The 21646-nt window shown below is 60.2% G+C and carries 18 protein-coding genes; 8 read left to right on the top strand and 10 right to left on the bottom strand.

Annotated features, from left to right (window positions below; translation table 11 throughout):
• The first annotated feature begins 25 nt into the window (after positions 1-25).
• Positions 26-1048, top strand: coding sequence for an NADP-dependent oxidoreductase (locus QMK52_RS15150; protein ID WP_320403028.1), 1023 nt, complete (start codon positions 26-28; stop codon positions 1046-1048).
• On the opposite strand, the gene QMK52_RS15145 is transcribed toward QMK52_RS15150, so the two are convergent.
• The 3 genes from QMK52_RS15145 to QMK52_RS15135 all read right to left on the bottom strand — a co-directional run bounded on the left by QMK52_RS15145 (position 1011) and on the right by QMK52_RS15135 (position 3143).
• Complete coding sequence (locus QMK52_RS15145) at positions 1011-1874, bottom strand: carboxylate/amino acid/amine transporter (RefSeq protein ID WP_320403027.1); 864 nt, start codon at positions 1872-1874, stop codon at positions 1011-1013. The genes QMK52_RS15150 and QMK52_RS15145 overlap by 38 nt on opposite strands.
• 203 nt (positions 1875-2077) lie before the next feature.
• Positions 2078-2677, bottom strand: a complete 600-nt coding sequence (locus tag QMK52_RS15140; protein ID WP_103733652.1) for an FMN-dependent NADH-azoreductase — start codon at positions 2675-2677, stop codon at positions 2078-2080.
• Positions 2678-2828: 151 nt separating this feature from the next.
• Positions 2829-3143: a hypothetical protein gene (locus QMK52_RS15135; RefSeq protein ID WP_032803666.1), complete on the bottom strand. Its 315-nt coding sequence runs from the start codon at positions 3141-3143 to the stop codon at positions 2829-2831.
• 49 nt (positions 3144-3192) lie between these two features.
• On the opposite strand from QMK52_RS15135, the gene QMK52_RS15130 reads away from it, so the two are divergent.
• The 5 genes from QMK52_RS15130 to aqpZ all read left to right on the top strand — a co-directional run bounded on the left by QMK52_RS15130 (position 3193) and on the right by aqpZ (position 8325).
• On the top strand, positions 3193-4116 hold the full coding sequence (locus QMK52_RS15130) for a LysR family transcriptional regulator (protein WP_005790234.1): 924 nt from the start codon (positions 3193-3195) through the stop codon (positions 4114-4116).
• A gap of 14 nt (positions 4117-4130) precedes the next feature.
• Positions 4131-4934: an alpha/beta fold hydrolase gene (locus QMK52_RS15125; protein WP_248161955.1), complete on the top strand. Its 804-nt coding sequence runs from the start codon at positions 4131-4133 to the stop codon at positions 4932-4934.
• 3 nt (positions 4935-4937) lie between these two features.
• Complete coding sequence (locus tag QMK52_RS15120) at positions 4938-5534, top strand: peptidylprolyl isomerase A (protein WP_005790238.1); 597 nt, start codon at positions 4938-4940, stop codon at positions 5532-5534.
• 82 nt (positions 5535-5616) lie between these two features.
• On the top strand, positions 5617-7449 hold the full coding sequence (locus tag QMK52_RS15115; protein ID WP_320403026.1) for an ABC transporter ATP-binding protein: 1833 nt from the start codon (positions 5617-5619) through the stop codon (positions 7447-7449).
• Between the two features lie 174 nt (positions 7450-7623).
• Positions 7624-8325, top strand: a complete 702-nt coding sequence (gene aqpZ / locus QMK52_RS15110; protein WP_005790241.1) for an aquaporin Z — start codon at positions 7624-7626, stop codon at positions 8323-8325.
• Positions 8326-8443: 118 nt separating this feature from the next.
• Here the strand turns inward: aqpZ and QMK52_RS15105 are convergent, their stop codons facing one another.
• The gene (locus QMK52_RS15105) at positions 8444-9577 is read right to left on the bottom strand and encodes a GNAT family N-acetyltransferase (RefSeq protein WP_194438902.1); all 1134 of its coding nucleotides are present in this window, start codon (positions 9575-9577) and stop codon (positions 8444-8446) included.
• Between the two features lie 284 nt (positions 9578-9861).
• Between QMK52_RS15105 and QMK52_RS15100 the strand changes: the two genes are divergently transcribed.
• Positions 9862-11184 carry a putative porin gene (locus QMK52_RS15100; RefSeq protein WP_320403025.1) on the top strand — a complete coding sequence of 441 codons (1323 nt, stop codon included), beginning with the start codon at positions 9862-9864 and terminating at the stop codon, positions 11182-11184.
• Positions 11185-11224: 40 nt separating this feature from the next.
• On the opposite strand, the gene QMK52_RS15095 is transcribed toward QMK52_RS15100, so the two are convergent.
• The 5 genes from QMK52_RS15095 to aceK all read right to left on the bottom strand — a co-directional run bounded on the left by QMK52_RS15095 (position 11225) and on the right by aceK (position 19295).
• Positions 11225-11458 carry an anti-sigma factor family protein gene (locus tag QMK52_RS15095; protein WP_005790246.1) on the bottom strand — a complete coding sequence of 78 codons (234 nt, stop codon included), beginning with the start codon at positions 11456-11458 and terminating at the stop codon, positions 11225-11227.
• Complete coding sequence (locus tag QMK52_RS15090) at positions 11452-12066, bottom strand: RNA polymerase sigma factor (protein ID WP_005790248.1); 615 nt, start codon at positions 12064-12066, stop codon at positions 11452-11454. The genes QMK52_RS15095 and QMK52_RS15090 overlap by 7 nt, the downstream gene beginning before the upstream one ends.
• Positions 12067-12189: 123 nt before the next feature.
• On the bottom strand, positions 12190-13311 hold the full coding sequence (locus tag QMK52_RS15085; protein WP_005790250.1) for a beta-ketoacyl-ACP synthase III: 1122 nt from the start codon (positions 13309-13311) through the stop codon (positions 12190-12192).
• A gap of 252 nt (positions 13312-13563) precedes the next feature.
• Positions 13564-17475 carry an ATP-dependent RNA helicase HrpA gene (hrpA, locus tag QMK52_RS15080; protein ID WP_005790251.1) on the bottom strand — a complete coding sequence of 1304 codons (3912 nt, stop codon included), beginning with the start codon at positions 17473-17475 and terminating at the stop codon, positions 13564-13566.
• A 110-nt stretch (positions 17476-17585) separates the two neighbouring features.
• Positions 17586-19295: a bifunctional isocitrate dehydrogenase kinase/phosphatase gene (gene aceK, locus QMK52_RS15075; protein ID WP_005790253.1), complete on the bottom strand. Its 1710-nt coding sequence runs from the start codon at positions 19293-19295 to the stop codon at positions 17586-17588.
• Between the two features lie 153 nt (positions 19296-19448).
• Here aceK and QMK52_RS15070 point away from each other — a divergent pair, with 153 nt between their 5' ends.
• Positions 19449-20333 (top strand): DMT family transporter, encoded by an 885-nt coding sequence (locus QMK52_RS15070; protein WP_320403024.1) that lies wholly within the window; start codon positions 19449-19451, stop codon positions 20331-20333.
• 83 nt (positions 20334-20416) lie between these two features.
• Here the strand turns inward: QMK52_RS15070 and QMK52_RS15065 are convergent, their stop codons facing one another.
• Positions 20417-21277 carry a DMT family transporter gene (locus QMK52_RS15065; RefSeq protein ID WP_320403023.1) on the bottom strand — a complete coding sequence of 287 codons (861 nt, stop codon included), beginning with the start codon at positions 21275-21277 and terminating at the stop codon, positions 20417-20419.
• Between the last annotated feature and the right edge of the window lie 369 nt (positions 21278-21646).

The raw sequence follows: 21646 nt of genomic DNA, 5'->3' as shown, positions 1-21646 counted from the left end.
CTCTCGAAGCGATGAGCGTTGAACCATGAAGGCATTTTCCATCGAACGTTACGGCAAACAGGCCGGTCGCATCACCGAAGCGCCAACACCAGTGGTGGGTGAGCATGACGTGCTGGTTCAAGTACATGCCAGCAGCGTCAACGTGCTGGATGCAAAAATCGCCAAGGGCGAATTCAAACTGATTCTGCCGTATGCGTTGCCGTTGATACTGGGCAATGACCTGGCTGGCGTGGTACTCAGCGTCGGGGCCGCGGTGCGACGCTTCAAGCCGGGTGACGAAGTGTATGGCCGCCCTCCACAGCAGCGTATCGGCACGTTCGCCGAGCTGATTGCGGTACGCGAGGACGCACTGGCACGCAAACCTGCAAACATCACGATGGAGCAAGCCGCCGCCCTGCCTCTGGTCGCATTGACGGCATGGCAAGTACTGGTTGAAACAGCGAGGCTGAAAAAAGGCCAGAAGGTCTTCATTCATGCCGGTTCCGGCGGAGTCGGCAGTATCGCCATCCAGCTTGCCAAGCATTTGGGCGCATTTGTCGCAACGACGACCAGCACCGCCAATGTCGAGTGGGTCAAGGCACTGGGTGCCGATCTAGTGATCGACTACAAGCAGCAAAACTTCGAAACCCTGCTCAATGATTATGACGTCGTCTTGAACAGTCTCGGTCCGGACGCACTGGCAAAGTCACTCGACATTCTCAAACCGGGCGGTCAACTCATCTCCATCTCCGGGCCACCGACCCAGGCGTTTGCTCGCGAGCAGCAGCTGTCGTGGCTATTGGGCCTGGTCATGGGTGTGTTGAGCAGCGGTATACGCCGCAAAGCGCGCAAACGAGGCGTGCGTTATGACTTCCTCTTCATGCGCGCCAGCGGCGCCCAGTTGGATGAACTGACCGCGCTGGTGGAAGCCGGCATTATCAAGCCGGTGATCGACCGCACCTTCCCTTTCGAGTTCACAGCCCAAGCCCTGAGCTATGTCGAACAAGGCCGCGCCAAAGGCAAAGTGGTGATCACGATGACGCCGCCTGGCGCGCGCCGAGCCGACTGATCCACACCGCGCCCAGAATCACCAGGCCGCCCAGGGCCAGACGGCCCAGCGGCTCATGCTGATTCCAGATCAGCAGGTTCAACAGCAGCCCCACCGGTACATGCAGGTTGTTCATCACCGCCAGGGTGCCACCATTGACCAGACAGGCGCCCTTGTTCCACCAGTACATACCCAGCGCGGTGCTGACCAAACCAAGGAACACCAGCACGCCCCATTGCAGCGGCGCTTGCGGCAAGAAGTCAGCCTTGCCGAACAGCAGGAACGCCGGTAACACCACCAACAAGGCGCCCAGGTAGAAATAGCCGAAACGCCGGAAGTGCGGTTGGTCACTGGGATAACGCGCCACCAGATGCTTGTACATGACTTGCCCGGCGGCGTAGGTGAAGTTGGCCAATTGCAGCAGCAAGAATCCCATCAGGAAGTGCGGGGTGATCTGATCGAAACGAATCACCGCCGCACCGCCCACCGCCACCAGGGCCGCGACCAGTGCCCAAGGATTGAAGCGCCGATTAAGCGCGTCCTCGATCAGGGTCACATGCAGCGGTGTGAGGATGGTGAACAGCAGCACTTCCGGCACCGTCAGCACGCGAAAGCTCAAGTACAGGCATACGTAGGTCACGCCGAACTGCAATGCACCGATCATCAACATGCCGCGCATGAACGCAGGCTCCACCGAGCGCCAGCGCGTCAGTGGGATAAAGATCAGCCCGGCCAGCACCACGCGCACCAGCACTGCGAAGTAGCTGTCGACGTGACCGGCGAGGTATTCGCCGATCAAGCTGAAGGAAAATGCCTGAATCAGGGTGACAACCAGTAAATAGCCCATGCGCGCCTCGTTTCGAATGGGCGCGACATTAAAGCTTTTCCAGCCTTGAAGAAACACGGGGCAAAAAAAACCCGACCTCGCTAAAGCGGCAGTCGGGCAGGAGCACTCAGGAGCAACAAGTGCAAAGGGAGGTTCGATACGCGTACTTGAAGGGTTGGCGTGGCGTTATATAAACAGCCCGCGATTATCTGGCGATTAACGGATCACGCCACCTGTGCGAGCAGGGCTTTGGCATGGTTGATGCCTTTTTCCTGAAAGTCGCTGCTCAGGTTCACCCCTTCGGCGTGAATGAACGTCACATCGTGAATGCCGATAAAGGCCATCACCTGGCGCAGGTAGGGTTCCTGGTGGTCCGAGGTGGCCCCGGTGTGAATGCCGCCACGGGCGGTCAGCACAATGGCACGTTTGCCGGTCAGCAAGCCTTGCGGCCCGGTGGCGGTGTACTTGAACGTTACGCCGGCGCGCAGTACGTGATCCAGCCAGGCTTTGAGGGTGCTGGGGATGGCGAAGTTGTACATCGGTGCAGCCATTACCAACACATCGGCGGCGAGCAATTCGTCGGTCAATGCGTTGGAACGCTCCAGGGATACCTGTTCGCTGTCGTTACGCTGATCTTCAGGTTTCATCCAGCCGCCAAGCAAATTGGCGTCCAGGTGTGGAACCGGGTTGAGCGCCACGTCGCGCACGGTGATCTGATCGGCTGGGTGGGCAGCCCGCCATTGGCTGATGAACTGTTGGGTGAGCTGGCGAGAGATAGAATCCTGCTGGCGCGCACTGCTTTCGATGATCAGAACGTTGGACATGGCTATGTAGGCTCCATCGGTGAATGTTGTAAGTCGATGGAGAAAAGATTAACCAGGGCTCATTCGATAAAAAAGCGCAAAAAACTGCTATAACCCATCTATAAATTTGTTTATAAGCGGAGTACTCCTGTGGACAGGCTCCGCTATCGCTTTATTTGGGGCTGCAGTTCAAGGCAATGCGCATCTTGATGATGGCGCGGTTGAACTTGACCGTGGTGTTGGTGCTTTTGCCTGCTGGCACGCTCACGGTGCGACGGCGCGGCGATTCCGGGCCGTTGGTGAAGATTACCGAACACACAGCATCCTGGGTGCCGTAGTTGTTCAGCTGAATCGAGCTGATGTCTGCGTCCACGTCGGAGGCGGTGTAATCAATGCTGACGCCATCGATCTTTTTCGTCACGTCGATAGGGTAGGCAAATACGCTCATCGGCAGCAGCGCCAGCAACACACAACACAATTTTCTCATTCGGCAGTCTCCAATAAGGACCGCCAGCTTAGGACAAGAGGAGCTCATCTTGAAAGCGCCCCGCGTTACCCTCGATCAATGGCGCACGTTGCAGGCTGTGGTTGACCATGGCGGCTTCGCCCAGGCGGCTGAAGCGCTGCACCGTTCGCAATCCTCGGTGAGCTACACCGTGGCTCGTATGCAGGATCAACTCGGTGTGCCGCTGCTGCGCATCGACGGGCGCAAGGCGGTGCTGACCGAGGCAGGTGAAGTGCTGCTGCGTCGCTCCCGGCAGTTGGTGAAGAACGCCAGTCAACTTGAGGACCTTGCCCATCATATGGAACAGGGATGGGAGGCCGAAGTGCGCCTGGTAGTGGATGCGGCCTATCCCAATGCGCGCCTGGTGCGCGCCCTGACTGCGTTTATGCCGCAGAGTCGCGGCTGCCGCGTGCGCTTGCGTGAAGAGGTGTTGTCCGGCGTCGAAGAGCTGCTGATCGAAGGCGTAGCCGACCTGGCAATTTGCGGTTTCAGTATCCCCGGTTACCTGGGCACCGAAATGAGCGATGTGGAATTTATCGCCGTGGCCCACCCCGAACATGCGTTGCACCGCATGAATCGCGAGCTGAGTTTCCAGGACCTGGAAAGCCAGATGCAGGTGGTTATCCGCGACTCCGGCCGCCAGCAACCGCGCGACGTGGGTTGGCTGGGCGCCGAACAGCGCTGGACCGTCGGCAGCCTGGCTACCGCCGCCGCCTTCGTGGGCAGCGGCCTGGGCTTTGCCTGGCTGCCACGGCACATGATCGAGCGCGAACTGGCCGAAGGTGTACTCAAGCAACTGCCCCTGGAACAAGGCGGCAGCCGTCACCCGACGTTCTATCTCTACTCCAACAAAGACAAACCCCTGGGGCCGGCGACGCAGATTCTCGTGGAGCTGCTGCGCACGTTTGACACCGCTCCCCTGGACGCGCCTTTCGCCGCTCCCCGACAAGCCTGAAACGGAGTTCATCCATGGCCTGGTTCGACCACGAAGGCTGCAGCCTGCACTACGAGGAATACGGCCACGGCGCGCCGCTGATCCTGATCCACGGCCTGGGCTCCAGTAGCCAGGATTGGGAGCTGCAAGTGCCGGTACTGGCTCGGCACTATCGCCTGATCGTGGTCGACGTGCGTGGGCATGGCCGCTCCGATAAGCCCCGCGAGCGCTACAGCATCCAGGGCTTCACGTTCGACCTGCTCGCCCTGATCGAGCACCTGGACCTGCCGCCCGCCCACGTTGTGGGTTTATCCATGGGCGGCATGATCGCCTTCCAACTGGCGGTGGACGACCCTGCGCGAGTCAGAAGCCTGTGCATCGTCAACAGCGCGCCCGAAGTCAAGGTGCACAGCGCAAGTGACTATTGGCAGTGGGCCAAACGCTGGACCCTGGCCCGCGTACTCAGCCTGCGCACCATCGGCAACGCCCTGGGCGAACGACTGTTTCCCAAACCTGCCCAGGCCGACCTGCGCCGCAAGATGGCCGAACGCTGGGCAAGCAACGACAAACGTGCTTATCTCGCCAGCTTCGACGCGATTGTGGGCTGGGGCGTGCAGGAACAACTTTCGCGAATTACCTGTCCAACCCTGGTCATCAGCGCCGACCACGACTACACCCCCGTGGCGCAGAAAGAAATCTATGTAAAACTGCTGCCCGATGCGCGACTGGTGGTGATCGAAGATTCCCGCCATGCCACGCCCTTGGATCAACCCGAAGTCTTTAACGCGACCTTGCTCGATTTTCTAAAGACAGTCGAAACCACTACCCAGGATCACTGACCCATGCTGAAAAAAATCGCCTTCTTTGCCGGCTCCTTTCTGTTTGCCGCCAACCTGATGGCCGCCACCGCTGCTGCACCGGTGAAACCTGCCGCACCGGCCAAGTCCGCCGCGCCTCACGTGCTGATCAGCACCACCAATGGCGACATTGAAATCGAACTGGACCCGGTCAAGGCGCCGATCAGCACCAAGAACTTCCTCGCCTATGTCGACAAGGGTTTCTACACCAACACGATTTTCCACCGCGTGATCCCGGGCTTCATGGTCCAGGGCGGCGGGTTCACCCAGCAGATGTCGCAAAAACCGACTGAAGCACCGATCAAGAACGAAGCCAGCAATGGCCTGCATAACGTGCGCGGCACGCTGTCGATGGCCCGCACCAATGACCCGAACTCGGCCACCAGCCAGTTCTTCATCAACGTAGCCGACAATGCCTTCCTCGACCCGGGCCGCGATGCCGGTTACGCCGTGTTCGCCAAAGTGGTCAAGGGCATGGATGTGGTCGACATCATCGTCAACTCCCAGACCACCACCAAACAAGGCATGCAGAACGTGCCAATCGATCCTGTGTTGATCAAGTCGGCCAAGCGCATCGACTGAGGTCTGCAGGTAGCTTCGCGTGGTGCCCACACGGCACCGCGCGCATTTGAAAGGAGAGCCCGCCCGGCGGGCGTCAAACCCAATGCTCTATCGTCGCTTTGAACAACTGATCGATATTTTCCGCGACGCTCCCAGCGCGGCCCCTCCCGAAAAAGTCCTGCCCTTCTATCTCTATTACCTGCGCCAGGTCTGGCCCTGCTTCGCCGCACTGCTGGTGGTGGGGCTGGTCGGTGCGCTTATCGAAGTGGCGCTGTTCAGCTATCTGAGCCGCATCATCGACCTGGCCCAGGGCACACCACCGGCGAATTTCTTCCAGATCCACAGCGCCGAGCTGATCTGGATGGCCGTGGTCGCCCTGCTGCTGCGCCCGGTTTTCAACGGCCTGCATGACTTGCTGGTGCACCAGACCATCAACCCCGGCATGACCAGCCTGATTCGCTGGCAGAACCACAGCTACGTGCTCAAGCAGAGCCTGAACTTTTTCCAGAACGATTTCGCCGGGCGCATCGCCCAGCGGATCATGCAAACCGGCAACTCCTTGCGTGATTCGGCAGTGGCGACGGCAGAAGCCATCTGGCACGTGTCGATCTATGCCATCAGCGCCCTGGTGCTGTTTGCCGAGGCCGACTGGCGGCTGATGATCCCGCTGATCACCTGGATCGTCTGCTACAGCCTGGCCCTGCGTTACTTCGTACCGCGCGTGAAGGAGCGCTCGGTGATTTCCTCGGAGGCGCGCTCCAAATTGATGGGCCGCATTGTCGACGGCTATACCAATATCACCACCTTGAAGCTGTTCGCCCATACGCAGAATGAACAGGAATACGCCAAGCAAGCGATCATCGAGCAGACCGAAAAAACCCAACTGGCCGCCCGTGTGCTCACCAGCATGGACACCGTGATCTGTATCTTGAACGGTCTGCTGATTGTGACCACCACCGGCCTGGCCCTGTGGTTGTGGACGCAGTCGCTGATTTCCGTCGGTGCGATTGCCCTGGCTACCGGCTTGGTTATCCGCATCGTCAACATGTCCGGTTGGATCATGTGGGTGGTCAATGGCATCTTCGAAAATATCGGCATCGTGCAGGACGGCCTGAAAACCATCGCCCAGCCACTGGCCGTGACCGACCGTGAAAACGCCCCGCGCCTGAAAGTCCCCAATGCCCAAGTGCACTTTGAGCAGGTGGATTTCCACTACGGCAAGAAGAGCGGGATCATTGGCGGCCTCAACCTCAACATCAAGGCCGGGGAAAAGATCGGTTTGATCGGCCCGTCCGGCGCGGGCAAGTCGACCCTGGTCAACCTGCTGCTGCGCCTCTACGACCTGCAAGGCGGCCGCATCCTGATCGACGGCCAGAACATCGCCGAAGTGGCCCAGGAAAGCCTGCGCGCACAGATCGGCATGATCACCCAGGACACATCGCTTCTGCACCGTTCGATCCGTGACAACCTGCTGTATGGCAAGCCCGACGCAACTGAGGACGAACTCTGGGCTGCGGTGCACAAGGCTCGCGCCGATGAGTTCATCCCGCTGTTGTCGGATTCCGAGGGCCGCACCGGGCTGGACGCCCATGTCGGTGAGCGCGGGGTGAAACTCTCTGGCGGTCAGCGGCAACGTATCGCCATCGCCCGCGTGCTGCTCAAGGACGCGCCGATCCTGATCATGGACGAAGCCACCTCGGCATTGGACTCGGAAGTGGAAGCGGCAATCCAGGAGAGCCTGGAAACCCTGATGCAGGGCAAGACCGTGATTGCGATCGCCCACCGGTTGTCGACCATCGCACGAATGGACCGCTTGGTAGTGCTGGAGAAAGGCCAGATTGCCGAAAGCGGCAGCCATGCCGAGTTGCTGGCGCAGGGCGGGCTTTATTCGCGGTTATGGCAGCACCAGACCGGCGGATTCGTCGGAATAGACTGATTTCATTGGATAGGTGCCCGGGCAATTCCGAACAATTCTGACAGTTTTCTCTATCGAACTGGTCTTGCGACACAATCCTGCTGTACTGCAATCAGGCCCCAGGAGGGCTCTGATTTAGGCGGCAGGGAAGCTTCACAGACCGTTAATCAGATAGAGCAATCTAAGGAAGTGTTCATGTCACTGTTCAAACGTTCCGTAACGGAAGGGCTGGGTACGTTTTGGCTGGTGTTGGGCGGTTGCGGGAGTGCGGTGCTGGCCGCAGCGTTCCCCAATGTCGGAATCGGCCTGCTCGGCGTGGCCCTGGCCTTCGGGCTCACAGTGCTGACCATGGCGTTTGCCATCGGACACATCAGCGGCTGTCATCTTAACCCGGCCGTTTCGGTGGGGTTGGTGGTGGGCGGAAGATTTCCAGCCAGAGAGTTGCCGGCCTACATCGTGTCTCAGGTGATCGGTGCCACCATCGCCGCTGCGCTGCTGTACTTTATTGCCAGCGGCAAACCCGGCTTTGAACTGGCGAGCGGCCTGGCCTCCAACGGCTATGGAGAACACTCACCCGGTGGTTACTCGATGGCAGCAGGGTTGGTCTGTGAACTGGTGATGACGGCGATGTTCGTGCTGATCATCCTGGGCGCCACCGACCGCCGTGCCCCCGCGGGCTTTGCCCCCATCGCCATTGGCCTGGGGCTGACGCTGATCCACCTGATCTCGATCCCGGTCACCAACACCTCGGTCAACCCGGCCCGCAGCACGGGGCCCGCGTTGATTGTCGGCGGCTGGGCGCTCGAACAGTTGTGGCTGTTCTGGCTTGCGCCGATCCTGGGCGCGGTGATCGGTGGCATTACGTACCGATGGTTGGGCGCAGAAAAGCCTGCCTGACCCAATCCCTGTAGGAGCGAGCTTGCTCGCGAAAAACGTCAACGATGACGCAGGCATCCAGATGCAGCCAGCTTCGCCTACGCGTTCTTCGCGAGCAAGCTCGCTCCTACAAGGTGTTTCACTTGCTGTCAGGTTGCCGATAAGGCAAAGCCGCCCTCGCCTCTTCGGCATACGCCAGAATCCCCACCCGTTCACGTTCAAGAAAGTCGTGCACGGCACTCTTGAGCCCCGGATGGCGCAGGTAGTGCCAGGACCGCGTGATCACCGGCTCAAACCCGCGAATCAATTTGTGCTCGCCCTGGGCCCCGGCATCAAAGCGTTGCAGGCCGTGGGCGATGGCATAGTCCATGCCCTGGTAGAAACAGGTTTCGAAATGCAGCCGGTCGAACGCCCCCAGGCAGCCCCAGTAGCGGCCGTAGAAGCTGTCGCCACCGATCAGGCTGAACGCCATGGCCACCGGACGCTGGCCCTGCTTGGCCAACACCACGCGGATCGCCTCGGGCATACGTTCGGCCAACAGGCTGAAAAACGCCCGCGTCAGGTAGGGCGCTTGGCGGCGCACCGCATAGGTGTTGGCATAGCAGGCATAAACAAAATCCCATTGGGCCTCGCTCAATTGATGACCTTGCAGCCACTCGAACTCGATGCCCTGCCCGGCCACTTGTTCACGCTCTTTGCGCATCTGCTTGCGCTTGCGTGAACTCAAGGCATCAAGGAAGTCCTGGAAGTCGCGATAGCCACGGTTCTGCCAATGAAACTGGCAGCCCAGGCGTTGCATCCAGTCGGGCTGCCGGGCCAAGGCATCATCGGCCAAAGCGTCGGTGAAATTGATATGGGCGCTGGAGAGCCCTTCGATTTCCAGGTAACCCGGCAAACTTTTGAGCAACTCAAAGCCGTCTTCGGCACTGGCGGCCAGTAAACGCGGCCCGCTGACCGGACTGAACGGCACGGCTGTCAGCAGCTTCGGATAGTAATCAATGCCGGCACGCTCGCAGGCGTCGGCCCAGCCATGGTCGAACACGTACTCGCCATAAGAGTGCCACTTGCGGTAACTGGGTAATGCCGCCACCAAGCGCGGGCCTTCCCAGTGCAGCAGATGTTCCGGCTGCCAGCCTGTATGCGGGCCCAGGCTGGCGCTGTCTTCCAGCGCGCTCAAGAACCCATGCCGCACAAAAGGCTGGGCCTGCGGCACCAGGGCATCCCAAGTGTGAGCAGCGATTGCGGACAGGCTGTCCAGGCGTTGCAGTGGCATCGACATCCTCATTGTTTCACGGCATGAAAGCCTGGGCAGTATCGCTTATCGCAGCCTGGCGTACATCTGCAAAACGCGCCGACAGACCGCGCAAGCGTTAGTTCCTTCCCGTTACAAGCTGTCATCTACATGAAATCACTTAGCCACTACTCCGTCATAAACGGTCGCGATACTGACGCCAGTTTTTAGAGCGTCCGGATCTACCGGGCGACATTTTTTCCGTCCGTCATGGGTCGGTTGTGTCCTGGATGGTTTGCCATCCCTCCTCACTTTCGGAGATTGATATGCGTCTTGCTTCCACTAAAACTGCGGCGCTCCTGTGCGGCGGCCTGTTGCTGGCCCTGAGCGTACCGGCCAGCGCTGCAGTCGACGCTAAATTGCTCGACATGCTCAAGGCCAACGGCCAGATCACCGCGTCGCAGTACACCGAACTGCAAGCGGAACTGGCCAAGGACCAGAAAGAACAGCAGATCGCACGCCAAGCTCAACAAGAGACCAACGAGCAGATCGCAGCCACTGCGAAAAAAACCAACGAGCTGAGCAGCTTCGACCAAAAGCTGGCCTGGGCCGCCAAGACTCAATTCAAGGGTGATGTACGCTTCCGCCAGGAAACCATCAAGATCGATGGCGAACCCAACAACGGTGGGCGTGACAAAGACCGTCAACGTATCCGCGCCCGCCTGGGTGCCTACACCGAAATCAACCCGCAGGTGGACACCGGTATCCGTATCGCCACCGGCGGTGGTGACGATGCGCGTTCTACCAACCAGGATCAGGACGGCTACTTCGATAAAAAATCGATCTGGCTGGACCTCGGTTACATCGACTACCACCCGGACCAGATCAAGAACCTGCACGTGATCGGCGGCAAGATGCTTCAGCCTTGGGTAAACATGGGCGACGTGATCTGGGATAGCGATATCAACCCTGAAGGCCTGGCCGTCACCTACAAATACCCACTGGGCAGCAGCGCCGAACTGTTCGGCAGCCTGGGTAACTACAACCTCAAGGACAACGTCGACGGCGACGGCGTGCAGTTCCGCCACGACCTGCGCCTGACGTCCGGCCAGTTGGGTACGCGTTTCTCGGTCACCGACAACCTGAAAATGACCGTGGGCGGCAGCGTCTACGCCTACAAAAATGACGAGGACAGCCGCTGCACAACCACCACCACGCCTTGCGCGTTGGCGGTCAACGGCAACTCGGCCAACAACGAGTTCCGCCTGTATGAAGGTTTTGCCCAGGCAGACATCGGCGGCCTGGCAGTGCCACTGTCGTTCTACGGCCAATACGTGAAAAACAACGATGCCGTGACCGACCAGGACACCGCGTGGTTGCTGGGTGCCAAGTCCAAGGTGTTCGGTTTCAACCTGGACTACAACTACCGCGATGTTCAGCGTAATGCCGTCGTAGGCGCGTTCACCGATTCGGACTTCGCCAACGGTACCACCGGTTCGCGCGGCCACAAGATGAAGGTCAGCTACGACATCGACAAGAACTTCGCCCTGGGCGCCACCTACTTCCTGACCAAGGCGGACTACGCCAGCCGTACCCAGCGGGATGCCAACACCAACACCCTGCAGCTGGATGCTGAAGCCAAGTTCTAACCGTTACTGTAGGAGCGAGCTTGCGATGGTGAGCTCGCTCCTACATATCCTTACGGCGCTCGGCCACCAACTGTTCAGCCAGCGCATCAGCACCGTCCACCGGCTCCTGCGGCATACGCTTGAGCGTCGCCTGCAACAGGCGCATCTGCCGGATAAACCGTCGGCAGTTCGGGCAGAACATCAAGTGATGACGCACCATCAGACGTTCACGGAAGGTCAATTGACCATCCAGATAGTCACTGGAGCGCGCTACTTGCTCTTTACAGGTCAACATTCGCCCGTCTCCTCAAAATGCTCCACCGTAGCAAAGACTTTAAGCCGTGCTCGATGCAGGAGCACACGAACGTTGGAGAGCGAAAGGCTCAGAAGATTACAGATTTCCTCCAGTTCCAGACCCTGGCGTTCACGCAACACCAGCACGCTGCTTTGCAGTTCGGACAAACTCAGAATCGTATGCTCCAGGCATTTGCGCAGTTCATCTTCGGTCAGCAGCGCTTCAGGGGTGTCCTGGTGCCAGGCATACGGTGCGACAGCCCAATGGCCATCATCCGGGCTGAAGCGATCATCACCAATGGTGCCGTGGGGCGAAGGCAAATCGTCGAGCAGCACTTCCCGACGATTCTGTTTGTAACGTCCCTTGGCGGCGTTGGCGGTAATGGTCAATAACCATGTCTTGAGACTCGATCGCCCTTCGAATCTGGCCAGGTTGCGTACGACCGAAACCCAGGCGTCTTGCACGATTTCGTCGGCGTGGCGCTGACCGACGATGGCGTAGGCCACCGCCCGCATTGCGCTCTGGTAAGTGGTGACCAATTCCTTATAGGCCCGCTGCTCACCCTTGAGCAGGCGTTCAAGCAGGTGCGCGTCGTCCGCTGCTGCCATTCAAACCTCTATTTAAAAGTGCACACCCGGTCCTGTGGGAGCTGGCTTGCCTGCGATGCAGACACCTCGGTGTATCAGTCACACCACAGTGATGCCATCACAGGCAAGCCAGCCCCCACACAATCAGCGTTTGCGCAGGATCACACTGCCAATCGAATACCCGGCGCCAAAGGAGCTGAGTACGGCAACCGAGCCCTTGGGCAAGTCATCCTGGTAAGTGTGAAACGCAATCACCGAGCCGGCCGAGCTGGTATTGGCGTAAGTATCGAGGATCACTGGCGCTTCTTCCACCGACGCGTCGCGCCCCAGCAGCTTTTTCACGATCAGGTGGTTCATGCTCAGGTTGGCCTGGTGCAGCCAGAAGCGCTTCACATCGGTCACACTCAACTGATTTTCCGCCAGGTGCGCGCCGATCAATTCGGCCACCATCGGGCAGACATCGCGAAACACCTTGCGGCCTTCCTGCACGAACAGCTTGTCGGGGGCACCGACACCTTCTTCCGCCGTGCGGTTGAGGAAGCCGAAATTATTGCGGATGTTGTTGGAGAATTTGGTCAGCAGCTTTGTGCTCACCACATCGAACTGGTGCTCGGACGTCGCCAGGTCAGCGCGCTCCAGGATCACCGCAGTGGCGGCGTCACCGAAGATGAAGTGGCTGTCGCGATCGCGGAAGTTCAGGTGGCCGGTGCAGACTTCCGGGTTGACCATCAGGATCGCCCGGGCCTGGCCCAACTGGATGCTGTTGGCCGCGTTCTGGATGCCGAAGGTGGCCGAAGAACACGCCACGTTCATGTCAAAACCGAAGCCCTGGATACCCAAGGCTTCCTGGACTTCAATGGCAATCGCCGGGTAGGCACGTTGCAGGTTGGAACAGGCAACGATTACGCCATCAATGTCGGCGGCGGTCTTGCCGGCACGTTGCAGGGCTTGTTCGGCGGCACCGACCGCCATCTGGCAGAGCACCGACCATTCGTCGTTGCTACGTTCGGGCAGGCGTGGCGCCATGCGCTGCGGATCGAGGATGCCGTCCTTGTCCATCACAAAACGGCTCTTGATGCCGGATGCCTTTTCGATGAATGCCGCGCTCGACTCCGTCAGCGCCTGCACCTCGCCACGCTCGATGGCGGCGGCGTTGTCTGCGTTGAACTGTTGCACATAGGCATTGAAAGACTGCACCAGCTCTTCGTTGGAGATGCTGTTGGCCGGGGTGTACAGGCCAGTGCCGCTGATGACGACGTTATGCACGGTCGTTCCTCTAAATCTGTCAGGCAGAAGATATTGGTACCGTCGTACCAAACTTAAAGTCGTTTGATTCCGTCCAGCAGGCATCAAACTGGCGATGCTTTATTCAATCTTGTAACCGCGAAGTTTGCCACAACCCTGGAGATTTGGCGCTATAGGCTAGACAAACACCTTGAATGTGGGAGGGGCGGTGCGACGATTCGACTTGCTCCCTCCCACATTTGGCCCTGCCCGGATCGGGAAACCGGGAAAGGTTCAGGGCTCTACCTGGCTCCACTGCTTGCTCAAGCGTTTATCGGAAATCGGTACCTTGGTGCCCAACTGCTGGGCAAACAACGACACCCGGTATTCCTCCAGCCACCAGCGGTAAAGCTCCAACTGTGGGTCACGCTTGCCTTCCTGGGCGTGTTTGTTCAAGCGGTTCTGGTATTGCGCCCACAGGCCGCCCAATTCGCTGCTCCACACGCGATCCTTTTGCACCTGGCTCGGCAGTTTTTCCAGGCGCAGTTCGATTGCCTTGAGATAGCGCGGCAGCTCCTTGAACCATTGCGCCGGGGTTTCGCGCACAAAACCTGGGTACACCAGGTTGCTCAGTTGCTGCTTGATATCATTCAAGGCCACCGCCTGGGCCAGGTCGATCTTGCCCTTGAAGCGCTTTTGCAGGCCGTGCCAGAGTTTCAGCACCTCCAGGGTCAGGCGTGCCAGGCGCTCGGCGTGTTCGGTCCAACCGCCACGCTTGCGCTCGGCCAGGGCAGCCAGGCCCGCGCCATCACGCGGCAGGCTTTCTTCGCCCTCAAGTACACAGGTGTCGAGGCTGGCCAGCAGAATGTCTTCCACCAACGCGTCGATACGCCCCAGTTCGCGGTACATCAAGCCCAGCTCGGTCAGGCCCGGCAATTTGCCGCGCAGGAATTTCGCCGGTTCCGCCAGTTGTTGCATCAGCAGGCGCTGCAACGCGCGGCGATGCTGGAACTCGGCTTCGGCGGCGGTGGAGAAACGCCCTTCCTTGACCGTGCCGTTCTCTTCCACCAGCGCCGGGTACACCGTCATCGACAGGCCGGCGATGTTTTGCTGGGTCTTTTCAGCCACCGCCGCGAACACCTTGGCTTCTACCGGCTGTTGGCTTTTCGCGGTTTGCGGTACGGCCAACGCGGCCTGGCTGGCCTCTGCAAAACGTGCGGTCAGTTCGGCCAGGTCGCGGCCTTCGCCAAGGAACTTGCCTTGGCCGTCGACCACTTCCAGGTTCATCTTCAGGTGGCTTTCTACCTGCTGCGCCGCTTCAGCCCAGGCTTCATCGCTGACCCGCGCACCGGTCATGCGCAGCAACTCGCGCCCCAGCGCCTGGGGCAGCGAGCCCTGGCCGAATTCGATGCGTTGCAGCGCCGCCTTGACGAAGTCCGGCACCGGCACGAAGTTCTTGCGCAATGCCTTGGGCAGGTTGCGTACCAACGCGATGCATTTGGCTTCGATCACGCCCGGCACCAGCCACTCCAGGCGCTCGGCCGGCAACGCCGGCAGCAACGGCGCAGGTACACGCAGGGTGACGCCATCGCGAGGGTGGTTGGGTTCGAAGTGGTAGCTCAAGGCCAACGCCAGGTCACCCAGGTGCAAGGTGTCCGGATAATGCGCAGCGGTAACCTCACTGGCCTCGCGGGCCAGCACATCTTCTTCGCGCATGATCAGCAGGTGCGGGTCTTTCTGGCTGTTGACCTTGTACCAGCTGTCGAACGTGGCGGTCTGGTGAATCTCCGCTGGCAGGCGCGCATCGTAGAACGCGTAGAGGGTTTCTTCGTCGGCGAGGATGTCGCGACGGCGGGCCTTGGCTTCCAATTCGTCGAGTTGCTCCAGCAGGCGCTGGTTGGCTGTCAGGCACTTGGCGCGGGACTGAATCTCACCGCGTACCAGGCCTTCCCGGATAAACAACTCGCGGGACACCACCGGGTCAATCGGCCCGTAATGCACCGGCCGGCGCCCGACCACAATCAGCCCGAACAGGGTGATCTGCTCAAACGCCACCACCTGGCCGCGCTTCTTCTCCCAATGGGGTTCGAAGTGGTTTTTCTTGATCAGGTGCCCGGCCAGCGGCTCGATCCAGTCGGCATCGATCTTCGCCACCATGCGCGCATAGAGCTTGGTGGTTTCCACCAGTTCGGCGGTCATCAGCCATTGCGGGCGCTTCTTGCCGATACCGGAGGAGGGGTGGATCCAGAAACGCCGCTGCCGCGCACCGAGGTAATCGCCGTCTTCGGTCTTCTGGCCGATCTGGCTGAGCAGGCCGGACAGCACCGCCTTGTGCAGTTTGGGGAAGTCCGCCGGCTCTTTATTGATGTTCAGCTGCATGTCGCGGCAGATCAGGCTCAACTGGCGATGGGAGTCGCGCCACTCGCGCAGGCGCAGGTAGTTGAGGAAGTTCTTGCGACACCAGTTGCGCAGCGGGCTGGCGGTCAGTTCCTGGCGCTGCTCTTCAAAGCCACGCCACAGGTTGACCAGCCCGGCGAAGTCCGAATCCGGATCCTTCCACTGAGCGTGGGCCTGGTCGGCGGCTTGTTGACGCTCCGGTGGCCGCTCGCGCGGGTCCTGGATAGACATGGCGCTCGCGACGATCAGCACTTCCTGCAAGCTGCCCAGCTTGGCCGCTTCGAGCAACATGCGGCCCATGCGCGGGTCCACCGGCAAGCGTGCAAGCTGGCGACCCAACGGCGTGAGTTGGCTGTTACGGTCCACCGCCGAGAGTTCCTGCAGCAGGTTGAAACCGTCGCTGATCGCCTTGCCATCTGGCGGTTCGATAAACGGGAAATCAGTGATTTCGCCCAGGCGCAGGTGCAGCATCTGCAGGATCACGGCGGCGAGGTTGGTACGCAGGATTTCCGGGTCGGTGAATTCCGGGCGCCCGATAAAATCTTCTTCGCTGTACAGGCGCACGCAAATACCCGGCTCAACTCGGCCGCAACGGCCTTTACGCTGGTTGGCGCTGGCCTGGGAGATCGCCTCGATCGGCAGGCGCTGCACCTTGGCGCGGTAGCTGTAGCGGCTGATGCGCGCCGTGCCGCTGTCGATCACATAGCGAATGCCCGGCACCGTCAGCGAGGTTTCCGCAACGTTGGTCGCCAGTACCACGCGCCGGCCTGGGTGGGATTGGAAAATGCGCTGTTGCTCGGCCGGTGACAGCCGTGCGTACAACGGCAAAATCTCGGTGTGCTTGAGCTGGGCCTTGCGCAGCATGTCGGCGGCATCACGGATCTCGCGCTCACCGGGCAGAAACACCAGCACATCGCCGGGGCTGCGTCGCTCGCTGCGCTCATAGGCGGCGATTTCATCGAGAGTGGCGAGGATCGCCTGGTCGACGGTCAAGTCATCCTCGACGCGGTTGCCCTCTTCGTCCTGTTCCAGGGTCAGTGGGCGATACCAGGTGTCCACCGGGAAGGTACGGCCCGAGACCTCGACAATCGGCGCATCGTCGAAGTGCTTGGAAAAGCGCTCCAGGTCGATGGTCGCCGAGGTGATGATGACTTTCAGGTCGGGGCGACGCGGCAACAGGGTCTTGAGGTAGCCGAGCAGGAAGTCGATGTTCAGGCTGCGTTCGTGGGCTTCGTCGACGATGATCGTGTCGTAGCGTTCCAGATAACGGTCGTTCTGGGTTTCGGCCAGCAGGATGCCGTCGGTCATCAGCTTGATCAGGGTGTTGGAATCACTCTGGTCTTCGAAACGCACCTGATAGCCGACCAAGGCGCCCAATGGCGTGGTCAGCTCTTCAGCGACACGGCTGGCGACGCTGCGCGCTGCGATCCGGCGCGGCTGGGTGTGGCCGATCAGGCCGTACTGGCCGCGGCCGATTTCCAGGCAGATTTTCGGCAACTGGGTGGTCTTGCCCGAGCCGGTCTCGCCGGCAATGATCAACACCTGGTGTTTGAGCAGCGCGTCCTTGATCTCATCGCGCTTGGCGGCAATCGGCAGGCTGTCGTCGTAGCGAATCACCGGCAGGCTGGCGCGCCGCGCCGTGACCTGGGCACAGGATGCCTGCATCCGCGCCACCCACTGCGCCAGCTTGTCCTCATCGGGTTTCTTGCGCAGCTCAAGCAACTGCCGGCGCAAGCGGTGGCGGTCGGCGAGCATGGCGTGATCGAGGGTTTTGAGCAGTTGGTCGATGGTGGGTGCTTGGTCAGTCATCAGCTACTTCGACGGTCATCTATGTTATGCGCGGCCGGCAAGTGTGGCAGAAAATCGACTTATCTGGCAGGTCAAACATGTGGGAGCAAGCCCTCCCACAAGAGAAAGCCTTACAGCGGGTCTTTTCGGCGATAGGGGAATACGTCGATAACCTTGCCGGCGCGAATCGCGTCCTGCAGGCCCTTCCAGTAATCGGCGTTGTACAGCTCGCCATGCAGCTCATCGAACAACCTGCGTTGCCCGGCGTCGGCAAACAGGAACGGCGGGAACTCTTCGGGGAACACATCCAGCGGGCCGATTGAGTACCAGGGCTCTGAGGCCATTTCGTCCTCGGGGGTGCGCGGTGCGGGAATATGGCGGAAGTTGGCTTCGGTCAGAAAGCAGATTTCATCGTAGTCGTAGAACACCACGCGGCCATGACGGGTGACGCCGAAGTTTTTCAGCAGCATGTCGCCGGGGAAGATATTCGCCGCCGCCAGTTGCTTGATTGCCAGGCCGTAGTCTTCCAGGGCTTCGCGCACCTGGGCGGGGTTGGCGTTGTCGAGGTAGAGGTTGAGCGGGATCATGCGCCGCTCGGTCCAGCAGTGGCGGATCAGCACGCTGTCGCCTTCCACTTCGACCGTGCCGGCCGCGACTTCCAGCAGCTCGGCCAGGCACTCGGGCTCGAACTTGCTCAAGGGGAAACGGAAGTCGGCGAATTCCTGGGTGTCAGCCATGCGCCCTACCCGGTCGACACTTTTAACCAGCCGGTACTTCTCGATCACCGTGGCGCGGTTGACGTTTTTCGACGGTGAAAAACGGTCCTTGATGATCTTGAACACGGTGTTGAATCCCGGCAGCGTGAACACGCTCATGACCATGCCGCGCACGCCGGGGGCCATGATGAACTGATCGTCGGTGGTGGCCAGGTGGTTGATGAGTGCGCGGTAGAATTCGGACTTGCCGTGCTTGTAGAAACCAATGGAGGTGTACAGCTCGGCAATGTGCTTGCCCGGCAGGATGCGCTTGAGAAAACCGATGAATTCGGCAGGTACCGGTACGTCGACCATGAAATAGGAGCGGGTGAACGAAAAGATGATCGACACGTCGGCTTCGTCGGTGATCAACGCATCGATCTGGATGCCGCGCCCTTCGCGGTGCAGCAGCGGGATGACCAACGGCCACTGTTCGTCGCGGGTATAAATGCGCCCCACGAGATAGGCGCCTTTGTTGCGGTAGAGCACGGAGGAAAACAGCTCGACCTTGAGGTCCGGGTCCTTGCACACCCAATCCGGCAGGTTTTCCCGCAGTTGGGCTTCGAGGCGACGCAGGTCGGCAGGAAGGTCGGCGTAAGGCTCGCTGAAGCTGTAGTCAGAGAAAATCTGCGCCAGCATGTCTGATATTTTACCGGCCGGCGTGTAGACCCGGGTTTGCGCCGCCCGCGCCCGGCGCAGGCTCGGCCGGGTGGTGTGGATGAACATGCAGCCGTCGCTGATCAGGTCATGGCTGAACAGGCCGCAGAAGATCGAGTTGTACCAGGTCTCGGACAATTCATCGTCAAAGCGCAGGTCGATCAGGCCGATATACGCGCTTTTCACCAGGGGCCACAGCTCGATGTCCTGCAGCGCACCCGCTTCGAAACCGGCGCGCAGGCGGGCAGTGACCTCGGCAACTTTCTCTTCATACAGGTTGATGCGTGCCGCAGACGCCGCCTGCCCTTGCTGCCATTGGGCCTTCTCGAAACGCTCGCGGGCCCCATCGGTGATCTGGCGAAAGTGCTCACGGTAATCGTCGAAACCGTCGAGGATCATCCGGGCGATAGCGAGGGCGGGCTGCGACATGCGGAAAACCTCGAACGGGTAGCGGGAAGCTCAGAGCTTAGCCAGTGAACGCTGGCAGGAGAAGGAGGATTTTTAAGGGGCAGTCGTAGTTAGCGATTGTGTCGGCCTGAGCGCTGGGCAACACTCCCCGCCTGATTGGCGTAGGAGTTTTCCGTGAGACCTGTTGACACCCTCTACTTGCTGGGATTGGCTGCCATCTGGGGCGCGAGTTTCCTGTTTATGCGCATCATCGCGCCGGAAATCGGCACCGTGCCGACCGCATTTTTCCGCGTGTCGATCGCCGCCGCCGGGTTGCTGGCGATTCTGGCGATGCTGCGCGTGAGCTGGGATTTCCAGGGCAAGTTCAAGACCGTTTTGCTGTTGGGGGTGATCAACTCCGGGATCCCAGCGACCATGTACTCGGTGGCGGCCCAGGTACTGCCGGCGGGTTATTCGGCAATTTTCAACGCCACCACGCCGCTGATGGGCGTGCTGATTGGCGGGTTGTTTTTCAGCGAGCGCCTGACACCGTCGAAAATAGCGGGCGTTGCCTCGGGGCTGTTTGGCGTCGCCGTGCTCACGCGTGCGGGGCCAGTGGCCTTTGATCTGCAATTGTTGATGGGCGCGCTGGCGTGCCTGCTGGCAACCACCTGCTACGGGTTTGCCGGTTTCCTGGCACGACGCTGGCTGGATCAGCGCGGCGGGCTGGACAGTCGCCTGTCGGCCTTGGGCAGTATGCTCGGCGCTACCTTGTTTCTATTGCCGCTCTTTGCCTACAGCGCCATCAGCCATCCACCGGCAAGTTGGGGCGGCTGGCAGGTGTGGGCGTCGCTGCTGGGCCTGGGGCTGGTGTGTACGGCGTTCGCCTACATTTTGTACTTCCGCCTGCTGTCATCCATCGGCCCGGTCAAGTCGATGACCGTGACCTTCATGATCCCGCCGTTCGGCGTATTGTGGGGGGCGTTGCTGCTGGATGAGCCACTGTCCATGGCTCACCTGTATGGCGGGGTGTTGATTGCCGGGGCGTTGTGGTTGGTGCTGCGCCCGCAAAAACTATAGGAGCGTCCCCCTGCTCCCGGGGATGCTTCGCCCCCCAGCGCAAGCAAGCTTGCTCGCCACGGCAAGCTTGCTCCTACAGGGGGTTAGTGTTTACGGAATACAAACACCAAACCGACGATGATCAGCGCCATGCCCAACAGGCTCAACAGCGCCAGGCGGTTGCCGAAGATCAGGTAGTCCATCACCGCCGTCACCGCCGGCACCAGATAGAACAAACTGGTGACATTCACCAGGTTGCCGCGGGCGATCAGCCGATACAGCAACAGCGTCGCCAGTACTGATACCACCAACCCCATCCACAGCACCGGCAGGTAAAAGCCCCAATTGTGCTCGAAATGGAAGGGCTGGAACGGCACGAACACCGCACACAACAGCATCCCGGCCAGGTATTGCAGCGGCAATGTGCCCAAGGGGTTGTCGGTGATGCGCTTTTGCATGATCGAGCCGAACGTCATGCTCGCCAGCGCCAGCAGCCCGAAGAGCATCCCGGCCAGGGACATGCCCGCCAGCCCGATGCCCTGGTACACCACCATGATCAACCCGGCCAGGCCCAACCCCAGGCCGAACAGCCGGCGTAACGAGCGCTGACGCTCCATCAGCACCACGGTGAGGATCGGCTGGACGCCCATGATGGTCGCCATCACTCCGGGGGTGACTTTGAGGTCCAGGGCCAGCAGATAGAAAATCTGGTAGGCCCCCAACAACACCATGCCCGTCGCCGCCGCATACAGCATGGGCTTGCCGGGACGTGGCAGCTTCAACTTGAGGATCGGCACCAGCACCACCAACCCCACCAGGGCGATGGCAAAGCGGATCAGCAGAAAGGCAAAGGGCGAAGCATGGGCCAGGCCCAACTTGGAGAAGATCGCCCCGCTGCTCCACAGCAAGACAAACAAGCTCGTCGAGGCCGCCGCGGCCACGGATTGTTTCGAAAGAACAGACATGAGTTACCACCTGTTATCAGGCAAAAAAGCCGATTCAGTAAGGACTGAATTTCAGTAGGTTTTTTTCAGGCAGGCACAGGGCAACAGCAAACAGCTGATCAGCCCGAAATGCCAACGCCCGGCGGTGATACGACTGCGTACACCGGCGTGCTACTGACAGGTGGGGGGTAGTGACTGATCTGCGCAGGCTGCTTTGCGCCGCACGGCACGACCACAGCGTTGACCGCTGAATCGACTACCGCTATGCGCTGGGAAGCTGGCATGTGCTGATCTTTTGAAGGGAGAAAGACGCGACGACTATAACCAGCCGCAAACATACTTTGCAATCCTTTCCCCCTTGCCTCGTACGTGGAGGCGTTTTCATGCCCT

This window comes from Pseudomonas sp. P9_2, assembly GCF_034008255.1.
In the GTDB taxonomy this organism is placed as follows: Bacteria; Pseudomonadota; Gammaproteobacteria; order Pseudomonadales; family Pseudomonadaceae; genus Aquipseudomonas; species Aquipseudomonas synxantha_A.
The sequence above is the reverse complement of the archived record's forward strand: the minus strand, read 5'-3'. Positions and strand labels throughout refer to the sequence as shown.

Coding starts and splice junctions, on each gene's coding strand:
- QMK52_RS15150 (WP_320403028.1), top strand. CDS start 26: ATGAAGGCATTTTCCATCGAACGTTACGGCAAACAGGCCGGTCGCATC.
- QMK52_RS15100 (WP_320403025.1), top strand. CDS start 9,862: ATGCGTCTTGCTTCCACTAAAACTGCGGCGCTCCTGTGCGGCGGCCTG.
- aqpZ (WP_005790241.1), top strand. CDS start 7,624: ATGTCACTGTTCAAACGTTCCGTAACGGAAGGGCTGGGTACGTTTTGG.
- QMK52_RS15145 (WP_320403027.1), bottom strand. CDS start 1,874: ATGGGCTATTTACTGGTTGTCACCCTGATTCAGGCATTTTCCTTCAGC.
- hrpA (WP_005790251.1), bottom strand. CDS start 17,475: ATGACTGACCAAGCACCCACCATCGACCAACTGCTCAAAACCCTCGAT.
- QMK52_RS15115 (WP_320403026.1), top strand. CDS start 5,617: ATGCTCTATCGTCGCTTTGAACAACTGATCGATATTTTCCGCGACGCT.
- QMK52_RS15140 (WP_103733652.1), bottom strand. CDS start 2,677: ATGTCCAACGTTCTGATCATCGAAAGCAGTGCGCGCCAGCAGGATTCT.
- QMK52_RS15125 (WP_248161955.1), top strand. CDS start 4,131: ATGGCCTGGTTCGACCACGAAGGCTGCAGCCTGCACTACGAGGAATAC.
- QMK52_RS15120 (WP_005790238.1), top strand. CDS start 4,938: ATGCTGAAAAAAATCGCCTTCTTTGCCGGCTCCTTTCTGTTTGCCGCC.
- QMK52_RS15095 (WP_005790246.1), bottom strand. CDS start 11,458: ATGTTGACCTGTAAAGAGCAAGTAGCGCGCTCCAGTGACTATCTGGAT.
- QMK52_RS15090 (WP_005790248.1), bottom strand. CDS start 12,066: ATGGCAGCAGCGGACGACGCGCACCTGCTTGAACGCCTGCTCAAGGGT.
- QMK52_RS15065 (WP_320403023.1), bottom strand. CDS start 21,277: ATGTCTGTTCTTTCGAAACAATCCGTGGCCGCGGCGGCCTCGACGAGC.
- QMK52_RS15105 (WP_194438902.1), bottom strand. CDS start 9,577: ATGCCACTGCAACGCCTGGACAGCCTGTCCGCAATCGCTGCTCACACT.
- QMK52_RS15135 (WP_032803666.1), bottom strand. CDS start 3,143: ATGAGAAAATTGTGTTGTGTGTTGCTGGCGCTGCTGCCGATGAGCGTA.
- aceK (WP_005790253.1), bottom strand. CDS start 19,295: ATGTCGCAGCCCGCCCTCGCTATCGCCCGGATGATCCTCGACGGTTTC.